Annotated in this window: 19 protein-coding genes; 14 read left to right on the top strand and 5 right to left on the bottom strand. The window is 31.4% G+C overall.

Features of this window, described 5'->3' with window-relative positions:
* Positions 1 to 70: 70 nt before the first annotated feature.
* Genes ACOTVC_RS03510 through ACOTVC_RS03495 form a run of 4 tightly spaced genes read left to right on the top strand, consistent with a single transcriptional unit; the run spans position 71 to position 3,013 of the window.
* Positions 71 to 583, top strand: a complete 513-nt coding sequence (locus tag ACOTVC_RS03510) for a tetratricopeptide repeat protein (RefSeq protein ID WP_421627723.1) — start codon at positions 71 to 73, stop codon at positions 581 to 583.
* Positions 583 to 1,707, top strand: a complete 1,125-nt coding sequence (locus ACOTVC_RS03505; protein ID WP_214116057.1) for an aminotransferase class I/II-fold pyridoxal phosphate-dependent enzyme — start codon at positions 583 to 585, stop codon at positions 1,705 to 1,707. Before ACOTVC_RS03510 ends, ACOTVC_RS03505 begins: the two co-directional genes overlap by 1 nt.
* Positions 1,704 to 2,330: a pimeloyl-ACP methyl esterase BioG family protein gene (locus tag ACOTVC_RS03500; protein ID WP_214116058.1), complete on the top strand. Its 627-nt coding sequence runs from the start codon at positions 1,704 to 1,706 to the stop codon at positions 2,328 to 2,330. The genes ACOTVC_RS03505 and ACOTVC_RS03500 overlap by 4 nt, the downstream gene beginning before the upstream one ends.
* Positions 2,315 to 3,013 (top strand): methyltransferase domain-containing protein, encoded by a 699-nt coding sequence (locus ACOTVC_RS03495; protein WP_214116059.1) that lies wholly within the window; start codon positions 2,315 to 2,317, stop codon positions 3,011 to 3,013. The genes ACOTVC_RS03500 and ACOTVC_RS03495 overlap by 16 nt, the downstream gene beginning before the upstream one ends.
* Here ACOTVC_RS03495 and blaOXA read toward each other — a convergent pair.
* Genes blaOXA through surE form a run of 4 tightly spaced genes read right to left on the bottom strand, consistent with a single transcriptional unit; the run spans position 2,987 to position 5,603 of the window.
* Positions 2,987 to 3,754: an OXA-493 family class D beta-lactamase gene (blaOXA, locus tag ACOTVC_RS03490; RefSeq protein WP_421627721.1), complete on the bottom strand. Its 768-nt coding sequence runs from the start codon at positions 3,752 to 3,754 to the stop codon at positions 2,987 to 2,989. The genes ACOTVC_RS03495 and blaOXA overlap by 27 nt on opposite strands.
* Positions 3,751 to 4,200: a GNAT family N-acetyltransferase gene (locus tag ACOTVC_RS03485; RefSeq protein WP_421627719.1), complete on the bottom strand. Its 450-nt coding sequence runs from the start codon at positions 4,198 to 4,200 to the stop codon at positions 3,751 to 3,753. Before ACOTVC_RS03485 ends, blaOXA begins: the two co-directional genes overlap by 4 nt.
* Positions 4,184 to 4,837, bottom strand: a complete 654-nt coding sequence (locus ACOTVC_RS03480; protein WP_214116062.1) for a ThiF family adenylyltransferase — start codon at positions 4,835 to 4,837, stop codon at positions 4,184 to 4,186. The genes ACOTVC_RS03485 and ACOTVC_RS03480 overlap by 17 nt, the downstream gene beginning before the upstream one ends.
* Positions 4,830 to 5,603: a 5'/3'-nucleotidase SurE gene (surE, locus tag ACOTVC_RS03475; protein WP_039627068.1), complete on the bottom strand. Its 774-nt coding sequence runs from the start codon at positions 5,601 to 5,603 to the stop codon at positions 4,830 to 4,832. The genes ACOTVC_RS03480 and surE overlap by 8 nt, the downstream gene beginning before the upstream one ends.
* Before the next feature lie 120 nt (positions 5,604 to 5,723).
* On the opposite strand from surE, the gene pepE reads away from it, so the two are divergent.
* Both pepE and dcuC read left to right on the top strand, forming a co-directional pair.
* Entirely contained in the window at positions 5,724 to 6,428 is a 705-nt protein-coding gene (gene pepE, locus ACOTVC_RS03470) for a dipeptidase PepE (protein WP_214116063.1), read from the top strand.
* A gap of 9 nt (positions 6,429 to 6,437) precedes the next feature.
* Complete coding sequence (gene dcuC, locus ACOTVC_RS03465) at positions 6,438 to 7,730, top strand: C4-dicarboxylate transporter DcuC (RefSeq protein WP_214116064.1); 1,293 nt, start codon at positions 6,438 to 6,440, stop codon at positions 7,728 to 7,730.
* A 24-nt stretch (positions 7,731 to 7,754) separates the two neighbouring features.
* Here dcuC and pepT read toward each other — a convergent pair whose 3' ends face one another.
* The gene (pepT, locus tag ACOTVC_RS03460; protein ID WP_214116066.1) at positions 7,755 to 8,981 is read right to left on the bottom strand and encodes a peptidase T; all 1,227 of its coding nucleotides are present in this window, start codon (positions 8,979 to 8,981) and stop codon (positions 7,755 to 7,757) included.
* Between the two features lie 152 nt (positions 8,982 to 9,133).
* On the opposite strand from pepT, the gene ACOTVC_RS03455 reads away from it, so the two are divergent.
* The 8 genes from ACOTVC_RS03455 to ACOTVC_RS03420 all read left to right on the top strand — a co-directional run bounded on the left by ACOTVC_RS03455 (position 9,134) and on the right by ACOTVC_RS03420 (position 17,003).
* Complete coding sequence (locus tag ACOTVC_RS03455) at positions 9,134 to 9,937, top strand: cytolethal distending toxin subunit A/C (protein ID WP_039642298.1); 804 nt, start codon at positions 9,134 to 9,136, stop codon at positions 9,935 to 9,937.
* Positions 9,938 to 9,946: 9 nt separating this feature from the next.
* A complete protein-coding gene (locus ACOTVC_RS03450) occupies positions 9,947 to 10,750 on the top strand; it encodes a cytolethal distending toxin subunit B family protein (protein ID WP_214116068.1) in 804 nt (267 codons plus the stop codon).
* Positions 10,751 to 10,763: 13 nt separating this feature from the next.
* Positions 10,764 to 11,342, top strand: a complete 579-nt coding sequence (locus ACOTVC_RS03445) for a cytolethal distending toxin subunit A (protein ID WP_087685436.1) — start codon at positions 10,764 to 10,766, stop codon at positions 11,340 to 11,342.
* A gap of 83 nt (positions 11,343 to 11,425) precedes the next feature.
* Complete coding sequence (gene lpxB / locus ACOTVC_RS03440; protein WP_214116070.1) at positions 11,426 to 12,523, top strand: lipid-A-disaccharide synthase; 1,098 nt, start codon at positions 11,426 to 11,428, stop codon at positions 12,521 to 12,523.
* A gap of 9 nt (positions 12,524 to 12,532) precedes the next feature.
* Positions 12,533 to 13,018 (top strand): transcription elongation factor GreA, encoded by a 486-nt coding sequence (gene greA / locus ACOTVC_RS03435; RefSeq protein WP_039619215.1) that lies wholly within the window; start codon positions 12,533 to 12,535, stop codon positions 13,016 to 13,018.
* A gap of 3 nt (positions 13,019 to 13,021) precedes the next feature.
* Positions 13,022 to 13,750, top strand: coding sequence for a UDP-2,3-diacylglucosamine diphosphatase (locus ACOTVC_RS03430; protein WP_308400869.1), 729 nt, complete (start codon positions 13,022 to 13,024; stop codon positions 13,748 to 13,750).
* Positions 13,750 to 14,703, top strand: coding sequence for a chemotaxis protein (locus ACOTVC_RS03425; protein ID WP_214116072.1), 954 nt, complete (start codon positions 13,750 to 13,752; stop codon positions 14,701 to 14,703). The genes ACOTVC_RS03430 and ACOTVC_RS03425 overlap by 1 nt, the downstream gene beginning before the upstream one ends.
* A 2-nt stretch (positions 14,704 to 14,705) precedes the next feature.
* Complete coding sequence (locus ACOTVC_RS03420; RefSeq protein ID WP_214116074.1) at positions 14,706 to 17,003, top strand: hybrid sensor histidine kinase/response regulator; 2,298 nt, start codon at positions 14,706 to 14,708, stop codon at positions 17,001 to 17,003.

Here is a 17,003-nt window from a genome sequence, read left to right as displayed (position 1 = left end):
TTAAAATGAAAAAGGATTATTTAGAAAATATTTATATAATTAGCTTTTATCTTAAATTTAGAGGTAAAGTATGAAAAAAGTTTTGATTATCTTAGCGATTTTATTTTTAAATTTTGTATATTCGCAAGAGAATTTGGTTGCAAAAGGATTTAAAGCTTATGAAAGTGGTGATTACACCAATGCCATAAAGTATTCGCAACAGGCTTGTGATTTGAATAGTGGAATCAGTTGCTCTAATCTTGGTGTTATGTATGAAGATGGAAAAGGTGTTGAAAAAGATAATTTCAAAGCAGTAGAATTTTATCAAAAGGCTTGCAAATTGAATGATAATGTAGGTTGTTCTCACCTTGGGTATATGTATGCAAATGGTTATGGTGTAAAAAAAGATAATTTCAAAGCGGTAGAATTTTATCAAAAAGTTTGTAGTTTAAACGATAACTTAGGTTGCTTTAATCTTGCTATTATGTATGAAAATGGCAAAGGTATTAGAAAAGATACTTCTAAGGCTTTAGAATATTTTGGCAAGGCTTGTGATTTAAAAAGTGATGAGGGTTGTGAAAACTACGCAAGGCTTAAACAATAATGCAAATTGCACAAATTTTAGATGAGTTAAAACAACAAGATAATTTTAGAATTCTACGCTCATTAAAGCACGAGGGAAAATATGTCGTTTATAATGAGCAAAAATTACTAAATTTAGCGAGCAATAATTATTTAAATTTAAGCAATGAAAAAGCATTAAAGAAAGACTTTTTAACGCATTTAAAAGAATTTGAATTTTCTAGTTCAAGTTCAAGAAGCTTGAGTGGAAATTATGCGATTTTTGATGAATTTGAAAGCTTTTTAGAAGCTAAATTAGGCAAAAAAATTTTGCATTTTAACAACGGCTATGCCCTAAATGTTAGCTGTTTACAAGCTTTAGCAAGCATTAAAAATACTTTATTTTTAGCAGATAAGCAAGTGCATGCAAGTATCATTGATGGTTTAAGGCTTGGTGGGGCTAAATTTATAAGATTTAAACACAATGATATAAAGCATTTACAAAGCTTAGTGCAAAAGCATTATAAAGAATTTGAAAATATCATTATCATAAGTGAAGCTTTATTTAGTATGGATGGGGATTTTGCACCTATAAAAGAATTTGTAAATTTAAAAAAAGAGTTTAAAAATATCAAAATTTACATCGATGAAGCCCATAGCATAGGGTGTTTTAATGATGATGGTTTGGGTTATGTGAAATTTTTGGGCTTAGAAAAGGAGGTGGATTTTTTAGTTTTTACTTTTGGAAAAGCTATAGCTTCTATGGGAGCTTGTATGATAAGTGATGAAAAAGATTTTTTTATCAACAAAGCAAGGGCCTTTATATATTCAACTGCCATTGCGCCTATCAATGTAGCTTGGACTTTACATGTTTTTAGGCATTTGTATGAATTTAGTGCTCAAAGAAAAGAGCTCTTAGAATTAAGTGCTTGGTTTAAAAATGCTTTAGCAAGTAAAGGTGCAGTTTTAGGCGAGGCTTATGTGATATCTTTTATTTTAGGGCAAAATGCATTAGCTAGTGAAATTTCTCAAAAACTTTTAGAAAATGGTTTTTTTGCACCTGCTATTAAAGAGCCAACTGTGGTCAAAAATACAGCTAGAATTCGTTTTTCTTTGCATGCTGGATTAGTGAAAAAAGATTTAGAAAAGGTTTTGGAGGTACTTTGAAAACTCATTTTTTACATGAAAATGCAAATTCATCCGAGTTGATTTTGTTTTTTTCAGGGTTTTGCTCGCATTTTAGTCATTTTACGCATTTAAAAAGTGATGTAAATGTTTTAATGGTGTATGATTATACGAGTTTTGATTGGGAATTTGATCTTCATAATTTTGAAAAAATCACTCTTATTGGCTTTTCTATGGGAGTTTGTGTGGCGAGTAAAATTTTAAAAGATATAAATTTTTATAAAAAAATAGCTATAAATGGCACAAATTTGCCTATAAATGATGAATTTGGAATTAAAGAAGTTATTTTTAAACTTACGATGAAAAGATTTGCTTTAGAGGATTTTAAATTAAATTTACTTGAGAAAAGAATGAGTTTAAGTGATGAATTTTACTTTGAAAAAAACGAGCATTTAAAAGCAGAACTTTTAAGTTTATATGAGTTTTGCACTAAAGACTTAAATGAAAATTTCACTTGGGATAAAGCCATAATTAGCAAAGATGATAAAATCTTTCCACCAAAGCATGCTTTTAATTTTTTCAAAGAAAAGGTAATGTTTATTGATGAGCCACATTTTGCATTTTTTAAATACCACACTTGGGAAGAGCTTTGCAAACTTTCATAAGAGCAAAAGACACTTATAGCGCAAATACACCTGTGCAAAAAGACATGGCTAAAGAACTTTGCAAAATGCTTAGTGAGAATGATTTTAGAGATTTTGAAGCGGTGTTTGAGTTTGGCTGTGGGGTAGGGGTTTTTAGCAAGGCTTTGCAAGAGTGTATTAAATTTAAGCATTATTTTTTAAATGATATTTATCCTTTTGAAAATCCTTGTAAGTTTGATGAATTTGGTGTTTTTGATATGAATGAGCTTAAAAATCATCATTTTTATATGAAAAAATTTGATCTTATAGCTTCAAATGCTTGCGTGCAGTGGCTAAAGATAGATGAGCTTTTAGAAAATCTTGCAAATATGTTAAATAAAAATGGGATTTTGCTTTTTTCTACTTTTGGAGAAAAAAATTTCACTCAAATAAAGCAAAGCACTAATTTATCACTTGAATATTTAACTTTAGAGCAAATGGCGCAAAAGCTTTCTAAAAATTTTAAGATCATAAAGGCAAAAGAAGAGTTAAAAGAGCTAAAATTTGATGATACTTTAGAGCTTTTTAGACATTTGAAATTAAGCGGGGTAAATGCTTTGAATGAAAAATTTTTCATAAGCAAGGCATTTTTAAAAAACTATGAAAAAGAATTTCAAAATACCTTGACTTATCATCCTTTATTTTTTATGTGTCAAGTTTGTTAAATTTGATAGATATTTTTTTGCTAATTCTTCTCTTAGATAAAGCTTGTTAAAATCACTTATGTCCATACATAAAGCAAAAGCATAAATTTGATGAGTTTTTTTATCTTTTATAAAACCTACGATTTGTCCGTATTTTTCTTTACCCCAGCCTGTTTTTGCAAAAAACTCATATTGATTATTTTCCTTTAATTTAATGATATCAAGCACTTCTTTTTGTATATTTTTAGGATAATCTAGTGCTAAATTTGCTAGTTTAAAAAGTAAAGTAGATTGCTCTTTAGGACTAATTTGCAAAGAATCATCAAGCCAAAATTCATCGATTTTGCTTATTTTTTGATTGCCATAGTTGAGTTTATTTAAGTTTTTTTGCATTTTTTCCAAGCCTATTTTTCTAGCTAGTTCTTTATAAGCAGGAACTTGAGATCTTTGCATAGCTAGGGCTAAATTTGCGTCATTTTTCCAAGAGGGTAAAAATACTTTTTCGCCTTTGTAATGATAAAAAATCTCATTAGTATTTTTCACAACGCCTTCATTGAGTGCGATTAGAGCATTGAAAATTTTAAAAGTAGAGGCAGGTAGAATGCGTTTGTTTGCTTTTGTAAAATCATTACTATAATAATTTTTGCCATCATAAGCTACAAAAACCCCACTTTCATTGTAATCTTTAAAAAGATCTTTTAAATTTTCATTTGCCAAAGCAAAAGAGCAAAAAAGACTAAAAAGCAAAAGTAATTTTTTCAATTTATTTCCTTTTTCATTAAAAAATTTTTTAATTCTTGTTGATCTCTTATAGCAATGTTTTCTTTGATGATTTTAAATCCTGCTTTTAAAAAGAAATTTTTAGCACTAAGGCTAGCAAAAGTATAAATTTCACTATAAGGGTAGTTTTTAAGAGCAAATTCTAACAAAGCTTTGCCATAACCTTGATGAGCATAGTTTGCATGAGCAAAGCAAAGATCGAGCGTTTTTTCTTCTAAATTTATACTTATAAAAGATATGATTTGACCTTTTTCTTCATAAACAAAGCCTAGTTGATTTTGAAATTTTTCCTCCCAAGCTTTTTGGTCTATATTAGTCCATGCATGAATTTGTTCTTTTGTGTAATCATTTTTACAAAGGGTAGATACGCTTTGTTTAAAAAGCTTGATACAAGAAGCTAAGTCTTTTATATCAAGCTTTCTTATCAAGCACTTTCCTTAAAGCCAAAGAAGCTAAAGCAAGTCCAAAAGAGGCTGTCACACCCATAAATGAGCCAAGATCTTTACAATGAGCTTCTTCATCTGAAAATACCACATCAAAATCCCCTTTAAATCCTGATTTTCTAAGCTCATAACGGAATTTTTTAGCTAGGGCATCGCCATGTGTTTTAAATATGCTTGTCGTTTTAATACGCGTTGGATCAAGCTTTCTAGCTCCACCGGTTGATGAGATAAAAATTTGCTTTTTTAAATCAACTAAATTAGCCAAAGCAACCTTAGCAGGTATATCATCAATCGCATCGATGATTAAATCAAACTCACTTAGATCAAAACTTTTTAAAAACTCATCATCGATTTTGCTAACTATACCTTTGGCATTGTAAATGCGTTCAAAAACCTTAGCTTTTTCTATGCCTATATTTTCACTATGAAGTTGGCGGTTTTGATTAGTAGTTTCAAATTTATCCGCATCGATTAATGTTAGATTGCTAAAGCCACTTCTAAAAAGTGCATCAACACAAATTCCACCAACTCCACCTAAACCACAAACTAAAACTTTAGTGTTTTGAATTTTGATAAAATTTTCTTCATTAACAAGCCATTTTATACGCGTGTATCTATCCATTTTTCATCCATTTTTTGAGATTTTTCATTTGTTTATACGCTGTTAGATCAAGCATTATAGGGGTTATTGTGGCATAGCCTTGTTTTAAAAGTGCTATGTCTGAGTCTTTTTCATTTTCATGATCAAGATTAGCAGCAGCTAGCCAGTAGTATTCTACGCCTCTTGGATTTGTATTTGAGTGTGCTTCATAACTATAAATTCTTTTACCTGCTTTGCAAATTTTTAAGCCTTGAAAGGCTGTTTTGCTAGAAGGAAAGTTGATATTTAAAAATTCTTTTTTATCTAAAGGAAAGCCCTTTTCAAAGATATTTTTGACTATTTTTTTAGTAAGCTTTAAAGCAAGTTTATAATCAAGCTCTTTTTGATTATCTTTGTAAAATTGTGATAAAGCAATGGCAGGAATTCCATGAAGCACAGCTTCCATAGCACCTGCGCAAGTTCCTGAGTAGGTTATATCTTCACCTACATTAGCACCTTTATTGATCCCACTTATGACAAGATCAGGCAAACGCTTTTTGTATAAAGCATGCAAAGCTAGATAAACGCAATCTGCAGGCGTGCCATCATCAAGCTTGTAAAATCTTTTACCAACCTTGTGAAATCTCAAAGGTTTGGTTAGTGTTATGGAGTGTGAGCATGCTGATTTTTCACTAGCAGGAGCTACTATGGTAATTTTAGCTTTAAAATGCTTTCTTAGCATTTTAATAAGCTTTTTTAAGCCTTCACTTTCATAACCATCATCGTTTGTTATTAAAATTTCTTTCATATTTTTTCCTTTTTTTAAATTTTAACACAAGTAATACAATATTTTTTATTGCTAAATTGTTTTTTCATTTTTTAAATATTAAAATTATAGTTTTGATTAATTTTTTTAAAGGAAAGAATGATGTCAAAACTTTTACTTTTTAGTGCTTCTGGTTATAAAGATAGTGCGTATTTAAGTCATACTAGAGAATTTATAGATGATTTTTTAAAAGAAAATTCTATGGTAGATGAAGAAATTCTTTTTATACCTTATGCAGGAGTTAGAAGGACTTATGATGCTTATGAGGCTAGGGTAAAAGAAGGCTTGAAAAAAGATAATATCAAATCTTTGCACCATTTTGAAAATTTAAAAGAAGCGATTTTAAATGCAAAGGTTTTTTTAGTAGGTGGTGGCAATAGTTTTATGCTTTTGCATAAATTATATGAAAATGATTTGCTTGAAGTGTTAAAAGAGCGTATTGAAAAAGGGGTTTGTTATATAGGTTGGAGTGCAGGCTCAAACATAGCAGGACTTAGTATAAAAACAACTAATGATATGCCTATTATTATGCCAAAAAGTTTTGATAGTTTAGGGGTTTTTCCTTATCAAATCAACCCACATTTTATTGGTGGGAAAATTCCTGGACACAATGGAGAAAGTAGAGAGGAGCGTTTGGAGGAATTTTTGATAACTAATCCAAAAGACATTGTTTATGCTATACCGGAGGGTTCTGCATTAAAAGTGCAAGATGGTAGCTTAAAAATCATAGGTCATCATGATGTGTTAAAGCTAAGTTATCCTTTTAATGTGGAATATTTAAAAGTTAATCAAACAACTAAAATCTAAAGGAGAAAAATGCAAACTTTTTATCTTTTAGCTGCGATTTTTGGTATTGTGGCTGTGGTTTATTTGCTTATTAAAAAAGTAGAAACAAAAACAGCTTTAATTAGTGTTGGTTTTATTTTATGCTTGATTTCACTTAAGCCCATTGAAGCTTTGAGTGCTTTTACGCATGCTATGGTGCAACCTGCCTTGATTAAGGCAATTTGTGCAAGTATGGGTTTTGCTTTTGTGATGAAAGTGACTAAATGCGATAAACATTTAGTTAAACTACTTACAACACCTTTGAAAAATGTAGGATTTTTCTTAATTCCACTTGCTTTTATGGTGACTTTTTTTATCGCTATAGCTATACCTTCAGCAGCAGGATGTTCAGCAGCAGTTGGTGCGACTTTAATACCGCTTTTAATGGCTTCGGGTATAAAGCCTGCCATGGCAGCAGCAACAGTGCTTTGTGGAACTATAGGAGGAATTTTAAGTCCAGGTGTATCACATACTGCTTTGATTTCAGAAATTTCAGGGAAAAATATACAAGAAATTGTTTTAACTCAAACTCCAAATGCATTAACAGCAGGGGTGATAGTGATGATTTCTTTGATGATTATGGCGGTGGTTTTTAAAGATTATCAAAAAGGACAAGTTTTTGAAGTGGCAAATCAAAACAAGACTGAAGATAATATTGAAAAAGTAAATGTATTTTATGCACTTATGCCTTTAGTGCCTTTAATTGTGCTAATTATAGGTGCAAGTCCTTTAAATGATTATGAGTTTTTAACATGGACAAAACAAGTTGGAGTTGCCGAAGCTATGCTTTTAGGGGCGATTATAGCTTTAGTAGTAACTATGAGTAAGCCCGATAGTATTTTTAAAGAGTTTTTTAATGGTATGGGAAAATCTTATGCAGAGATTATAGGGATTATCATAGCTGCTAGTGTTTTTGTTGCGGGTTTGAAAGCATGCGGGGTGATTGATATCATCATAGAATGGCTTAAAAATGAACAACATTATGTGCGTTTTGGTGGAACTTTTATACCATTTTTAATGGCTATGGTTACAGGTAGTGGTGATGCTGCTGCTATGGCATTTAACAAGGCTGTAACTATTCATGCTCAAGATCTTGGTTTTGATCAAGTTAAACTTGGTACTGCAGTGGCAATGTCAGCAGTGCTTGGAAGATACCTTTCGCCTATTTTGGGAGCTTGTATTATCGTTTCAGCTATAGCAGGGGTTAGTCCTTTAGAAATTGTTAAAAGAACTGCTTTAGGTTGTGTTATTTCAGTAGTTGTAATTGCTTTTGTGTTGTTGTAAATTTAAGCCTTTTAAGGCTTAAATTTATTTTGCAGCTAGGATGATGATTTCTTGTATAACTTTGCTTGCTGCTTTTAAAGATTTAACAGGTAAATACTCATAAATAGAATGAAAATTATGTGCTCCGGTAAAGATATTTGGACAAGGTAAGCCTTTTTCTGAAAGCACTGCTCCATCATATCCTCCACGCATAGGAATGATTTTAGTTTTGATATTTAAATTTTTATAAGCTTGCAAAGCAAGTTTAATAGGCAAAGATTCGGTTGTTTTTAGACTATTAAAGACATTTTTATAACGATCATTGAGTTTAATGTTAATTCTTTCTTCTCCGTATAGCTTTTTAAAACTATTGCTTAAATCTTGCAAAAATTGCATTCTTTGTTTGTATTTTTCATCATCAAATTCTCTAATATCTATTTTTAAAATAGTTTTAGCGCTATTTCCTTTGAGTTCTTTAACCCAAAAATATCCTTCTTTGTTTTCTGTATATTCAGGTGCTTCACCATTTGGAAGCATAGAGATAAATTTATGTGCTAAAAGTAAAGAATTAACTAATTTTCCTTTGGCGCTCATAGGATGAGCAGATTTTCCTATAAATTCTACTTCACAATCTCCTGCATTCCAATTTTCATAAATAAACTCTCCTATCTCACAACAATCTAAACAATATCCAAAGTCAGCATTAATTTCTTTTATATCAAAAGCTTTTGCCCCTCTTAAACCTTGTTCTTCATCAGGTAAAAAGCAAGCATAAATATCACCATGTCTAATATCAGGATTTTTAACAAAAAACTCAAGCATATCCATAATAGCTGCAATAGCTGCTTTATCATCAGCTCCAAGCAAACTTGTGCCATCAGTGTGGATAATATCATCTCCTATGTAGTTTTTAAGTTCTTTAAATTCACTTTCTTTTAAATAAAGATCTAAGTTTTTATTTAAGCATATATCCCCACCTTGATACTTAGTAATTTGTGCTTTGGTATCGTTAGTTTGCTCCATACTTGTATCTAAATGCGCGAAAAAAGCTATTTTAGGAGCATTTGGAGTGTTTGCTGGCAAAAGAGCTGTGGTAATGGTGTTTTCTCTTCTTTTGATGTCTTTTAAACCTAACTCTTGTAGTTCTTTTTCGAGTAATTTTGCAAGCTCCATTTGATTGAGACTTGATGGCATAATACCCTTAGCGCCATTTTCTCTACTTGTAGTGGTGTTAATTTTAGTGTAGTTTATAAACCTTTGAACAATATCCATAATTTCCCCTTTTTTTGTACCAAAAATTAATAAATTATAACAATTCATTTTTTAAATATTTTATAAAGTCAAGAAAAAATTATTAAATGATATTTTATATCAAAATTTATTTTAAATTATGGTAATATATAAAATTAAATTGAGGAGTAAAAATGCAAAAAGTTAAATTTATAATGATTCTAAGTATATTGATAACATTCTTTATAGGATGCTCTTCTAAAGAGCAATTTAATCCTTTAGGGCGTTCTTTGGGTGTAGTGAATGATAGTGATCCTTTGAATATAGGTAAAAATCCAACACCACCTGCAAAACAAAAAGAAGTATCTTTGGTAGAAGGGAAGAAATTTCCAGCCATACCGCTTGAGCCACCACTTATAAAAACGAATACTTTTAAGGGAGATAACCCTATAAAAGGACCTTTACCAAGATTAACATCAAATGGGTCTTTTAGTCAGACTTCAGTATTTGAAAACCGTGGTTTTCCAAGCGATTTTGTTACTATTATGAGCCCAAATGGTGCTGTTTTAACTGTGTGGGCTTTAAATCCAGGAAATTGGATTTGGGGTTATAGTTTATATAATAGTAGACCTTTTGGAGATGCAAGAGTGTGGCAGCTTATAGAATTTCCAGATGACATGGTTATGATAAAGAATGCAAAAACAAATACATGTTTAAATGCATATGGTAACGGTATTGTGCATTATCCATGTGATCAAAGTAATTATGCTCAGTTTTGGAAGCTTTTTCCTATGAATAATGGTTCCTTTCAGATTCAAAATTTTGCAACACAAAAGTGTATTCAAAATTCAATTGGGGATGTTATGAGGGATTATCGTTTAAGTTATTTTGGAATTTTTTTAACAAACTGTCTACGCTCTAAAGAAAAAAATTTAGACAGACAATGGTATATTACAGCTCCAGCTTTTACTGCTAAGACGCCTTATATGAAAAAGTAAAGGAAGAAAATGAAAAAAATATCAATATTGCTATTTAGTATAAGTTTGCTTTTTGCAAATTTGGACGATTATAATGTAGGCACTTGGAATTTACAAGGATCTTCAGCTGCAACAGAAAGTAAATGGAATATAAGTATTAGGCAGCTTATAAGTGGGGATAATCCTTTGGATATATTAGCTGTCCAAGAAGCGGGAGTTTTACCTTCTACTGCAATGATGACTTCAAGACAAGTTCAACCCGCTGGAGTTGGAATTCCTATACATGAGTATGAGTGGAATTTAGGTTCTTTGAGTCGACCAAATTCTGTTTTTATTTATTATTCTAGGATTGATGTTGGAGCAAATCGTGTAAATATGGCTATTGTAAGTAGAAGGCAGGCTGATGAGGTTATTGTGTTGCCTCCCCCAACAGTAGCATCAAGACCAATTATAGGAATTCGTATAGGTAATGATGTATTTTTTAGTATACATGCTTTAGCAAGAGGGGGTAACGATGCAGGAGCTATTGTAGCTGCTGTGGATATGTATTTTAGAAATATGCCGCAAATTAACTGGATGATTTTAGGAGACTTTAACAGAAATCCAGCCGCTCTTGCTTCTTTACTTGATCCTGATTTGATGTCTAGAATCAATTTTGTTTCTCCTCCATCATCAACTCAGACAAGCGGTAATGTGATTGATTATGCAGTAACTGGAAATTCAAACAGAGGTTCTATATATACACCACCTCCTTTTATTGCTGTTTTAGCATTGGCTGGACTTAGAAGTTTTTTGGCTTCAGATCATTTTCCAGTAAATTTTAGAAGATTTTAAAAAAGGAGACATGATGAAAAAGAAATTATTTTTACTGCTTTTTTATTTTTGTTTTTGTTTTGGACTTGAACCATCAAAAGGAGATTTGCCAGATTTTACCCCGATGTTTGCCATAAGATCTCTTGAGACAGGAATTTCATTAAGTCCTTTTAGAAACACATCTGAAAGATTAGAAGATCAAAATTGGCTTTTAAGAGAAATTATACTTAGTGATGAGCTTAAGAAAAAAGATACCCTAGCTGATAAATTACCGTTTGGTTATGTGCAGTTTGTTAATCCGTTAAACGAGGATTTATGTTTGGCTATTTTAGAGAGTGGTTTTTTTGGAGGTAAGTCTTGTAAGCAAGACCTAGAAGATGGAAAATTGGAAACTATTTTTTCTATCATGCCTACAACTACTTCAGCTGTTCAAATTCGTTCTTTGGTACTTGGAGGGACAGAGTGTATGGTTATCGTACGTAACCCTCAACTTGCTCTAGAAGATCGTTTCGGTATACAACAATGTACTCTTGATGATCCTGCGTTATTTTTAGAGCTTTACGAGCTGATGTTTTTCACTCCTGCTATTATTGAAGCAGCTCCTCTATATTAATTTTTACCCGCTTTTGCGGGTTTAAACTATGAGCTAAAATTTGTTAGAATATTTTTTTACATTGATATTATTAAGGTAAGTTAATGAAAACCTTTTTAGTTTGCGCCCTAGAGCCTTCAGCAAATTTGCATTTAAAAGAAATTTTAAAAGCTTACAAAAACGAGTATAAAGAATTTGATTTAGTGGGAATCTATGATGAGAGTTTGTGCAAAGAATTTAGTCTAAATTCCAAGCCACTTTATAGTTCACATGAGTTTAGTGCCATGGGTTTTATAGAGGTTTTGCCACTCATTTTCAAAGCCAAAAAAGCTATAAAAGAGTTAGTAAATTTAAGTCTTACTCAAAAAATTGATGCGATTTTATGTATAGATTCTCCTGCTTTTAATATACCTTTTGCAAAGGCTTTAAAAAAAGCAAATTCTAAAGTAAAAAGAATTTATTATATCTTACCTCAAGTTTGGGCGTGGAAAAAAGGTCGCATACCTATCATAGAAAGTCATTTTGATGTGCTAGCTTCTATCTTGCCTTTTGATAGTGAGTTTTTTAGCAAAAGCACTTATGTAGGACATCCGCTTTTAGATGAGATAAAAGAATTTAAAAATCAAGAAGATATAAATTCTATACTTTCAAAAAATGATGATGAAAAAGCAATCGCTTTCTTGCCAGGCTCAAGAAAAAGTGAAATAAAGCGTTTAATGCCTATTTTTAGAGAATTAAGCACTAAATTTAAAGGTAAAAAAATCCTTTGTGTGCCTGAGTTTAATCTAAAAAGACTAGAAATTTATAGGGATGTGAGTAATTTTGAAATTCAAAGCAATACCCCAAAAGTGCTAAAAAATGCTGATTTTGCTTTTATTTGTAGTGGCACAGCTACACTTGAAGCAGCTTTGGTCGGCACGCCTTTTGTGCTTGCTTATAAAGCTAAAGCTATTGATGTATTTATCGCAAGATGTTTTGTAAAACTTAAACACATAGGCCTTGCAAATATCTTTTTGGATTTTGCAGGAAAAAGCGAGCTTAATCCTGAATTTTTACAAGAGCAAGTGAATGTGGAAAATTTATATCAAGCTTATCTTAAATACGATTATAAGGCATTTTTTGATAAAGTAGATTTTTTAAAAGAATATTTGCAATTTGCAAGTGCAAAAAATTTAGCTAAAATACTTTATGAAATCAAATAAGGATAAATCATGCAAAAAGAACCTATGAGTAAATACGGTTATGAGAAATTAGAAAAAGAATTAGAACATTTAAAGAAAGTTGAACGTCCAAAAGTAGTAGAAGAAATAGACATAGCAAGAAGCCATGGGGATTTAAAAGAAAATGCAGAATATCACGCAGCTAGAGAAAAACAAGCTTTTATAGAAGGTAAGATAGCTGAACTTGGGGATTTGATCTCAAGAGCGCAAATCATCGATCCATCTTCTTATGAGCATGATAGTGTGAAATTTGGCTCAACTGTTGTGGTGGAAGATTTAGAAAGTGAAAAGCAAAGCACTTATACTTTGGTAGGGGTAAATGAGGGAAATTTAGAAAAAGGTTATATTTCCATTAGTTCGCCTATTGCTAAAGCAATGCTTGGTAAAAAAGAGGGCGATGATTTTAAAGTGCGTTTACCAAAAGGCGAGAGTGAATTTGAAATCATTTCTATAGAATACAAAGCTTTGGAATTTTAATTTTTGCAAAAAATAATTATAAAAGAAAATGCTATTTTCATCGCTGATGCGCATGAAAATGAGAATAGGCGTGGTTTTTGGGAGTTTTTACAAGCCTTAAAAGATAAAAAAATTCAAGCCCCGCAGCTTTTTTTAATGGGTGATATTTTTGATCTTTTAATTTATGAAGTAAAAGCTACTCATGGTTTTGCAAAAGCTTATATAGACTTACTTGAAGAGCTTGCTGATGAGATTGAAATCATTTATTTAGAAGGTAATCATGATTTTAATTTGGCTAAATTTTTTAAAAAAGTGAAGGTTTTTAGTATAAAACAGCAACCTTTACTTTGCGAATTTCAAGATAAAACCTTAGTAAAATTAGCCCATGGAGATATTTTTTTAAAACCTTTTTTGCAATTTTGCTTAAAAAGTTTAAGAAATCATTATCTGCTATTTTTTTTAAATTTTTTAAATATTATTAGTAAAGAAAAAATAACTCAAAAAATTCTAAAAAATCAAAACGAAAAACAACTTATTAGAAAAATTCCTCATTTTTCTACCTTGATAAAAGAGCGTTTAAAGCACTATAATATAGGTTTTATGATAGAAGGTCATTATCATCAAGATGTGTTTTTAGAATACGAAAATATAAAATATTTAAATTTAGCTACTTTTGCATACAAGGAAAGTTTTTTTGTAGTAAAATATGAGCCAGAAATCAGATTTCACAAAATAGAACTTAAGGAGGCATAATGTTTGATGAGAATGTCGTTAAAACAGGTTCAAATGAAATGGAACTTGTTGATTTTCGCATCTTTAAGCAAGGCCACGATAAAGTCTATGAGGGAATTTATGGTGTAAATGTTTCTAAGGTTAGAGAAATCATTAAAATTCCTTTTTTGACTGAAATTCCAGGGGTACCTGACTATGTGGAAGGTATTTTCGATCTTCGTGGTGTGGTGATTCCTGTAATCAACCTAGCAAAATGGATGCAAATTCAAGAACCAGAAATGACAAATATAAAACCTAGAGTTATTATTACTGAATTTAGTAATGTATTGATTGGTTTTATAGTGCATGAAGCAAAAAGAATTCGTAGAATTAATTGGAAAAATATTGAACCAGCTACTTTTGCTTCAAGTGCAGGTAGTTTGGATAAGAGTAAAATTACAGGTGTAACTAAGATTGAAGGTGATGAAGTTTTGCTCATTTTAGACTTAGAGAGTATTGTGCAAGAGCTTGGAATTTATACTCCACAAACTGATATTGAAGATGATAAAATTCAAAAAATTGAAGGTATAGCTTTAGCACTTGATGACAGTTCTACTGCAAGAAAACTTGTTAAAGATTTGCTTAATAAAATCGGCTTAAAAGTTGTAGAAGCAAAAGATGGGGTTGAAGGTTTACAAAAGCTTCAAGAGTTATATGGGGCATATAGTGATGATTTAAATAAACATCTAAAAATCATCGTAAGTGATGTTGAAATGCCTCAAATGGACGGTTTCCACTTTGCAGCTAAAGTAAGAGAAGATGAGAGATTTAAAAATATTCCTATAGTATTTAACTCTTCTTTATCAAATGAGTTTATGAGTGATAAAGGTGTTAAAGAAGCAGGTGGAGAGGGATATTTGGTTAAATTTAACGCAAGCGATTTCTTTGCTGAAATTTCTCGTGTTATTAAAAAACATGAAAAAGGTGAGGAGTAAAAATGGAAGATATTCAAGAAATACTTGAGGATTTTTTAGTTGAAGCCTTTGAACTAGTTGAGCAAATTGACCATGATTTGGTTGAATTAGAAGCAAATCCTGAAGACTTAGAACTATTAAATAGAATTTTCCGTGTCGCACATACTGTTAAAGGTTCATCAAGCTTTTTAAATTTTGATATTTTAACAAAACTTACTCATCATATGGAAGATGTTTTAAATAAAGCAAGACATAATGAGCTTAAAATTACTCCTGAAATAATGGATGTGGTTTTAGAGTCTATTGATATGATGAAAACCTTGTTAAATTCTATCAGAGATAATGGAAATGATACAGCAATAGGACTCGACATAGCTCCAATTTGTACAAGATTAACCGCTATTTCAGAGGGTGAAAGTTTAGAGTCTGTTGTTCCGGCTAAAACTGAAGAAGTAAAAGAAGAGCCAAAGGTGGTTGAAGAACCTGAAGTTGATGTAAATAAACTTAGTGATGATGAGGTTGAAGCTGAAATTGAAAGACTTTTAAAAGTAAGAAAAGCTGAAGATCAAGCAAGACGTGCTGAAAAGAAAAAAACACAAGAATCTAATCCGACTTCGAGCAAACCAGTTACTCAAACACAAAATGTAACTGCAGAGAAAAAAGTTCCTGCGACAGGTGGTGCAAGTAGTAGTGCAAGTATGGATCAAACAATTAGGGTTGAAGTTAAAAGACTTGATCATTTGATGAATTTAATTGGTGAGCTTGTATTAGGCAAAAATCGTTTATTGAAAATTTATGATGATGTTGAAGAAAGATATGATGGGGAAAAATTCTTAGAAGAATTAAATCAAGTAGTATCTCAACTTAGTATTGTCACTACAGATATTCAACTTGCGGTTATGAAAACAAGAATGCAACCTATTGCAAAAGTATTCAATAAATTCCCAAGAGTTGTACGTGATTTAGGTCGTGAGCTTGGTAAACAAATGGAGCTTGAAATTTCAGGAGAAGAAACTGAGCTTGATAAGTCTATTGTGGAAGAAATTGGCGATCCTATTATGCATATGATCAGAAATTCATGCGATCATGGTATAGAGGATCCAGCAACGCGTGTCGCTAATGGCAAACCAGAAAAAGGAACGGTTAATCTTAAGGCATATAATGAAGGAAATCATATTGTAGTAGAGATTGCTGATGATGGTAAAGGTTTGGATGCTGATGTACTAAAAGCAAAAGCTATAGAGAAGAATTTAATCACAGAACGTGAAGCTGATCAAATGACAGATAAAGAAGCGTTTGCATTGATTTTTAAACCGGGTTTTTCAACTGCGAAAAAAATTACCAATGTTTCAGGTCGTGGCGTTGGAATGGATGTTGTTAAAACTAATATTGAAAAGCTAAATGGTGTGATTGAAATCGACAGTGAGCTTGGAAAAGGCACTGTGATGAAGCTTAAAATTCCACTTACTTTGGCAATTATCCAATCGTTACTTGTGGGTACACAAGAAGAATTTTATGCTATTCCACTTGCAAGCGTTCTTGAAACAGTTAGAGTGCCAATTGATGATATTTATACTATTGAAGGTAAAAATGTATTGCGTTTAAGAGATGAGGTTTTATCTTTAGTAAGACTTTCAGATGTTTTTGGTGTAAAACAAGTACTTGAAAACACTGATCAAACTTATGTAGTTGTTATCGGCGTAGCAGAAAGCAAACTTGGCATTATAGTGGATACTTTAGTAGGTCAAGAAGAGATTGTTATTAAATCTATGGGTGAGTATTTACAAAACATTCAAGGTATAGCAGGAGCAACTATTCGCGGTGATGGTAGAGTTACTTTGATTATTGATGTTGCTGCTATGATGGATATAGCTAAAGAAATCAAAGTAGATATTAAAGCACAAATCGAATCACAATCTAAAAAGACTACTAAAGAAAAACCAAGTGATTATACAGTGCTTATAGTGGATGATTCTAAAATGGATAGAAATATCATGCAAAAATCATTAGAGCCATTAGGTGTAAGCATTATAGAAGCAACTAATGGTGTTGAAGCATTAAATACAATTAAATCAGGCGAGCATGATATTGATGCAGTGTTGATTGATATTGAAATGCCAAGAATGGATGGTTATACCTTAGCAGGTGAAATTAGAAAGTATTCTAAATATAAAAACCTTCCACTTGTTGCAGTAACTTCAAGAACTAGTAAATCAGACCGCTTAAGAGGTGTGGAAGTAGGAATGACTGAGTATATTACTAAGCCTTACTCTCCAGAGTACTTAGAAAATGTAGTTAGAAAAAATTTAAAACTAGGATAA

The sequence above is a fragment of the Campylobacter sp. GB48 genome (assembly GCF_049221845.1).
In the GTDB taxonomy this organism is placed as follows: domain Bacteria; phylum Campylobacterota; class Campylobacteria; order Campylobacterales; family Campylobacteraceae; genus Campylobacter_D; species Campylobacter_D lari_C.
This window is presented reverse-complemented; position numbering and strand designations above follow the sequence as displayed.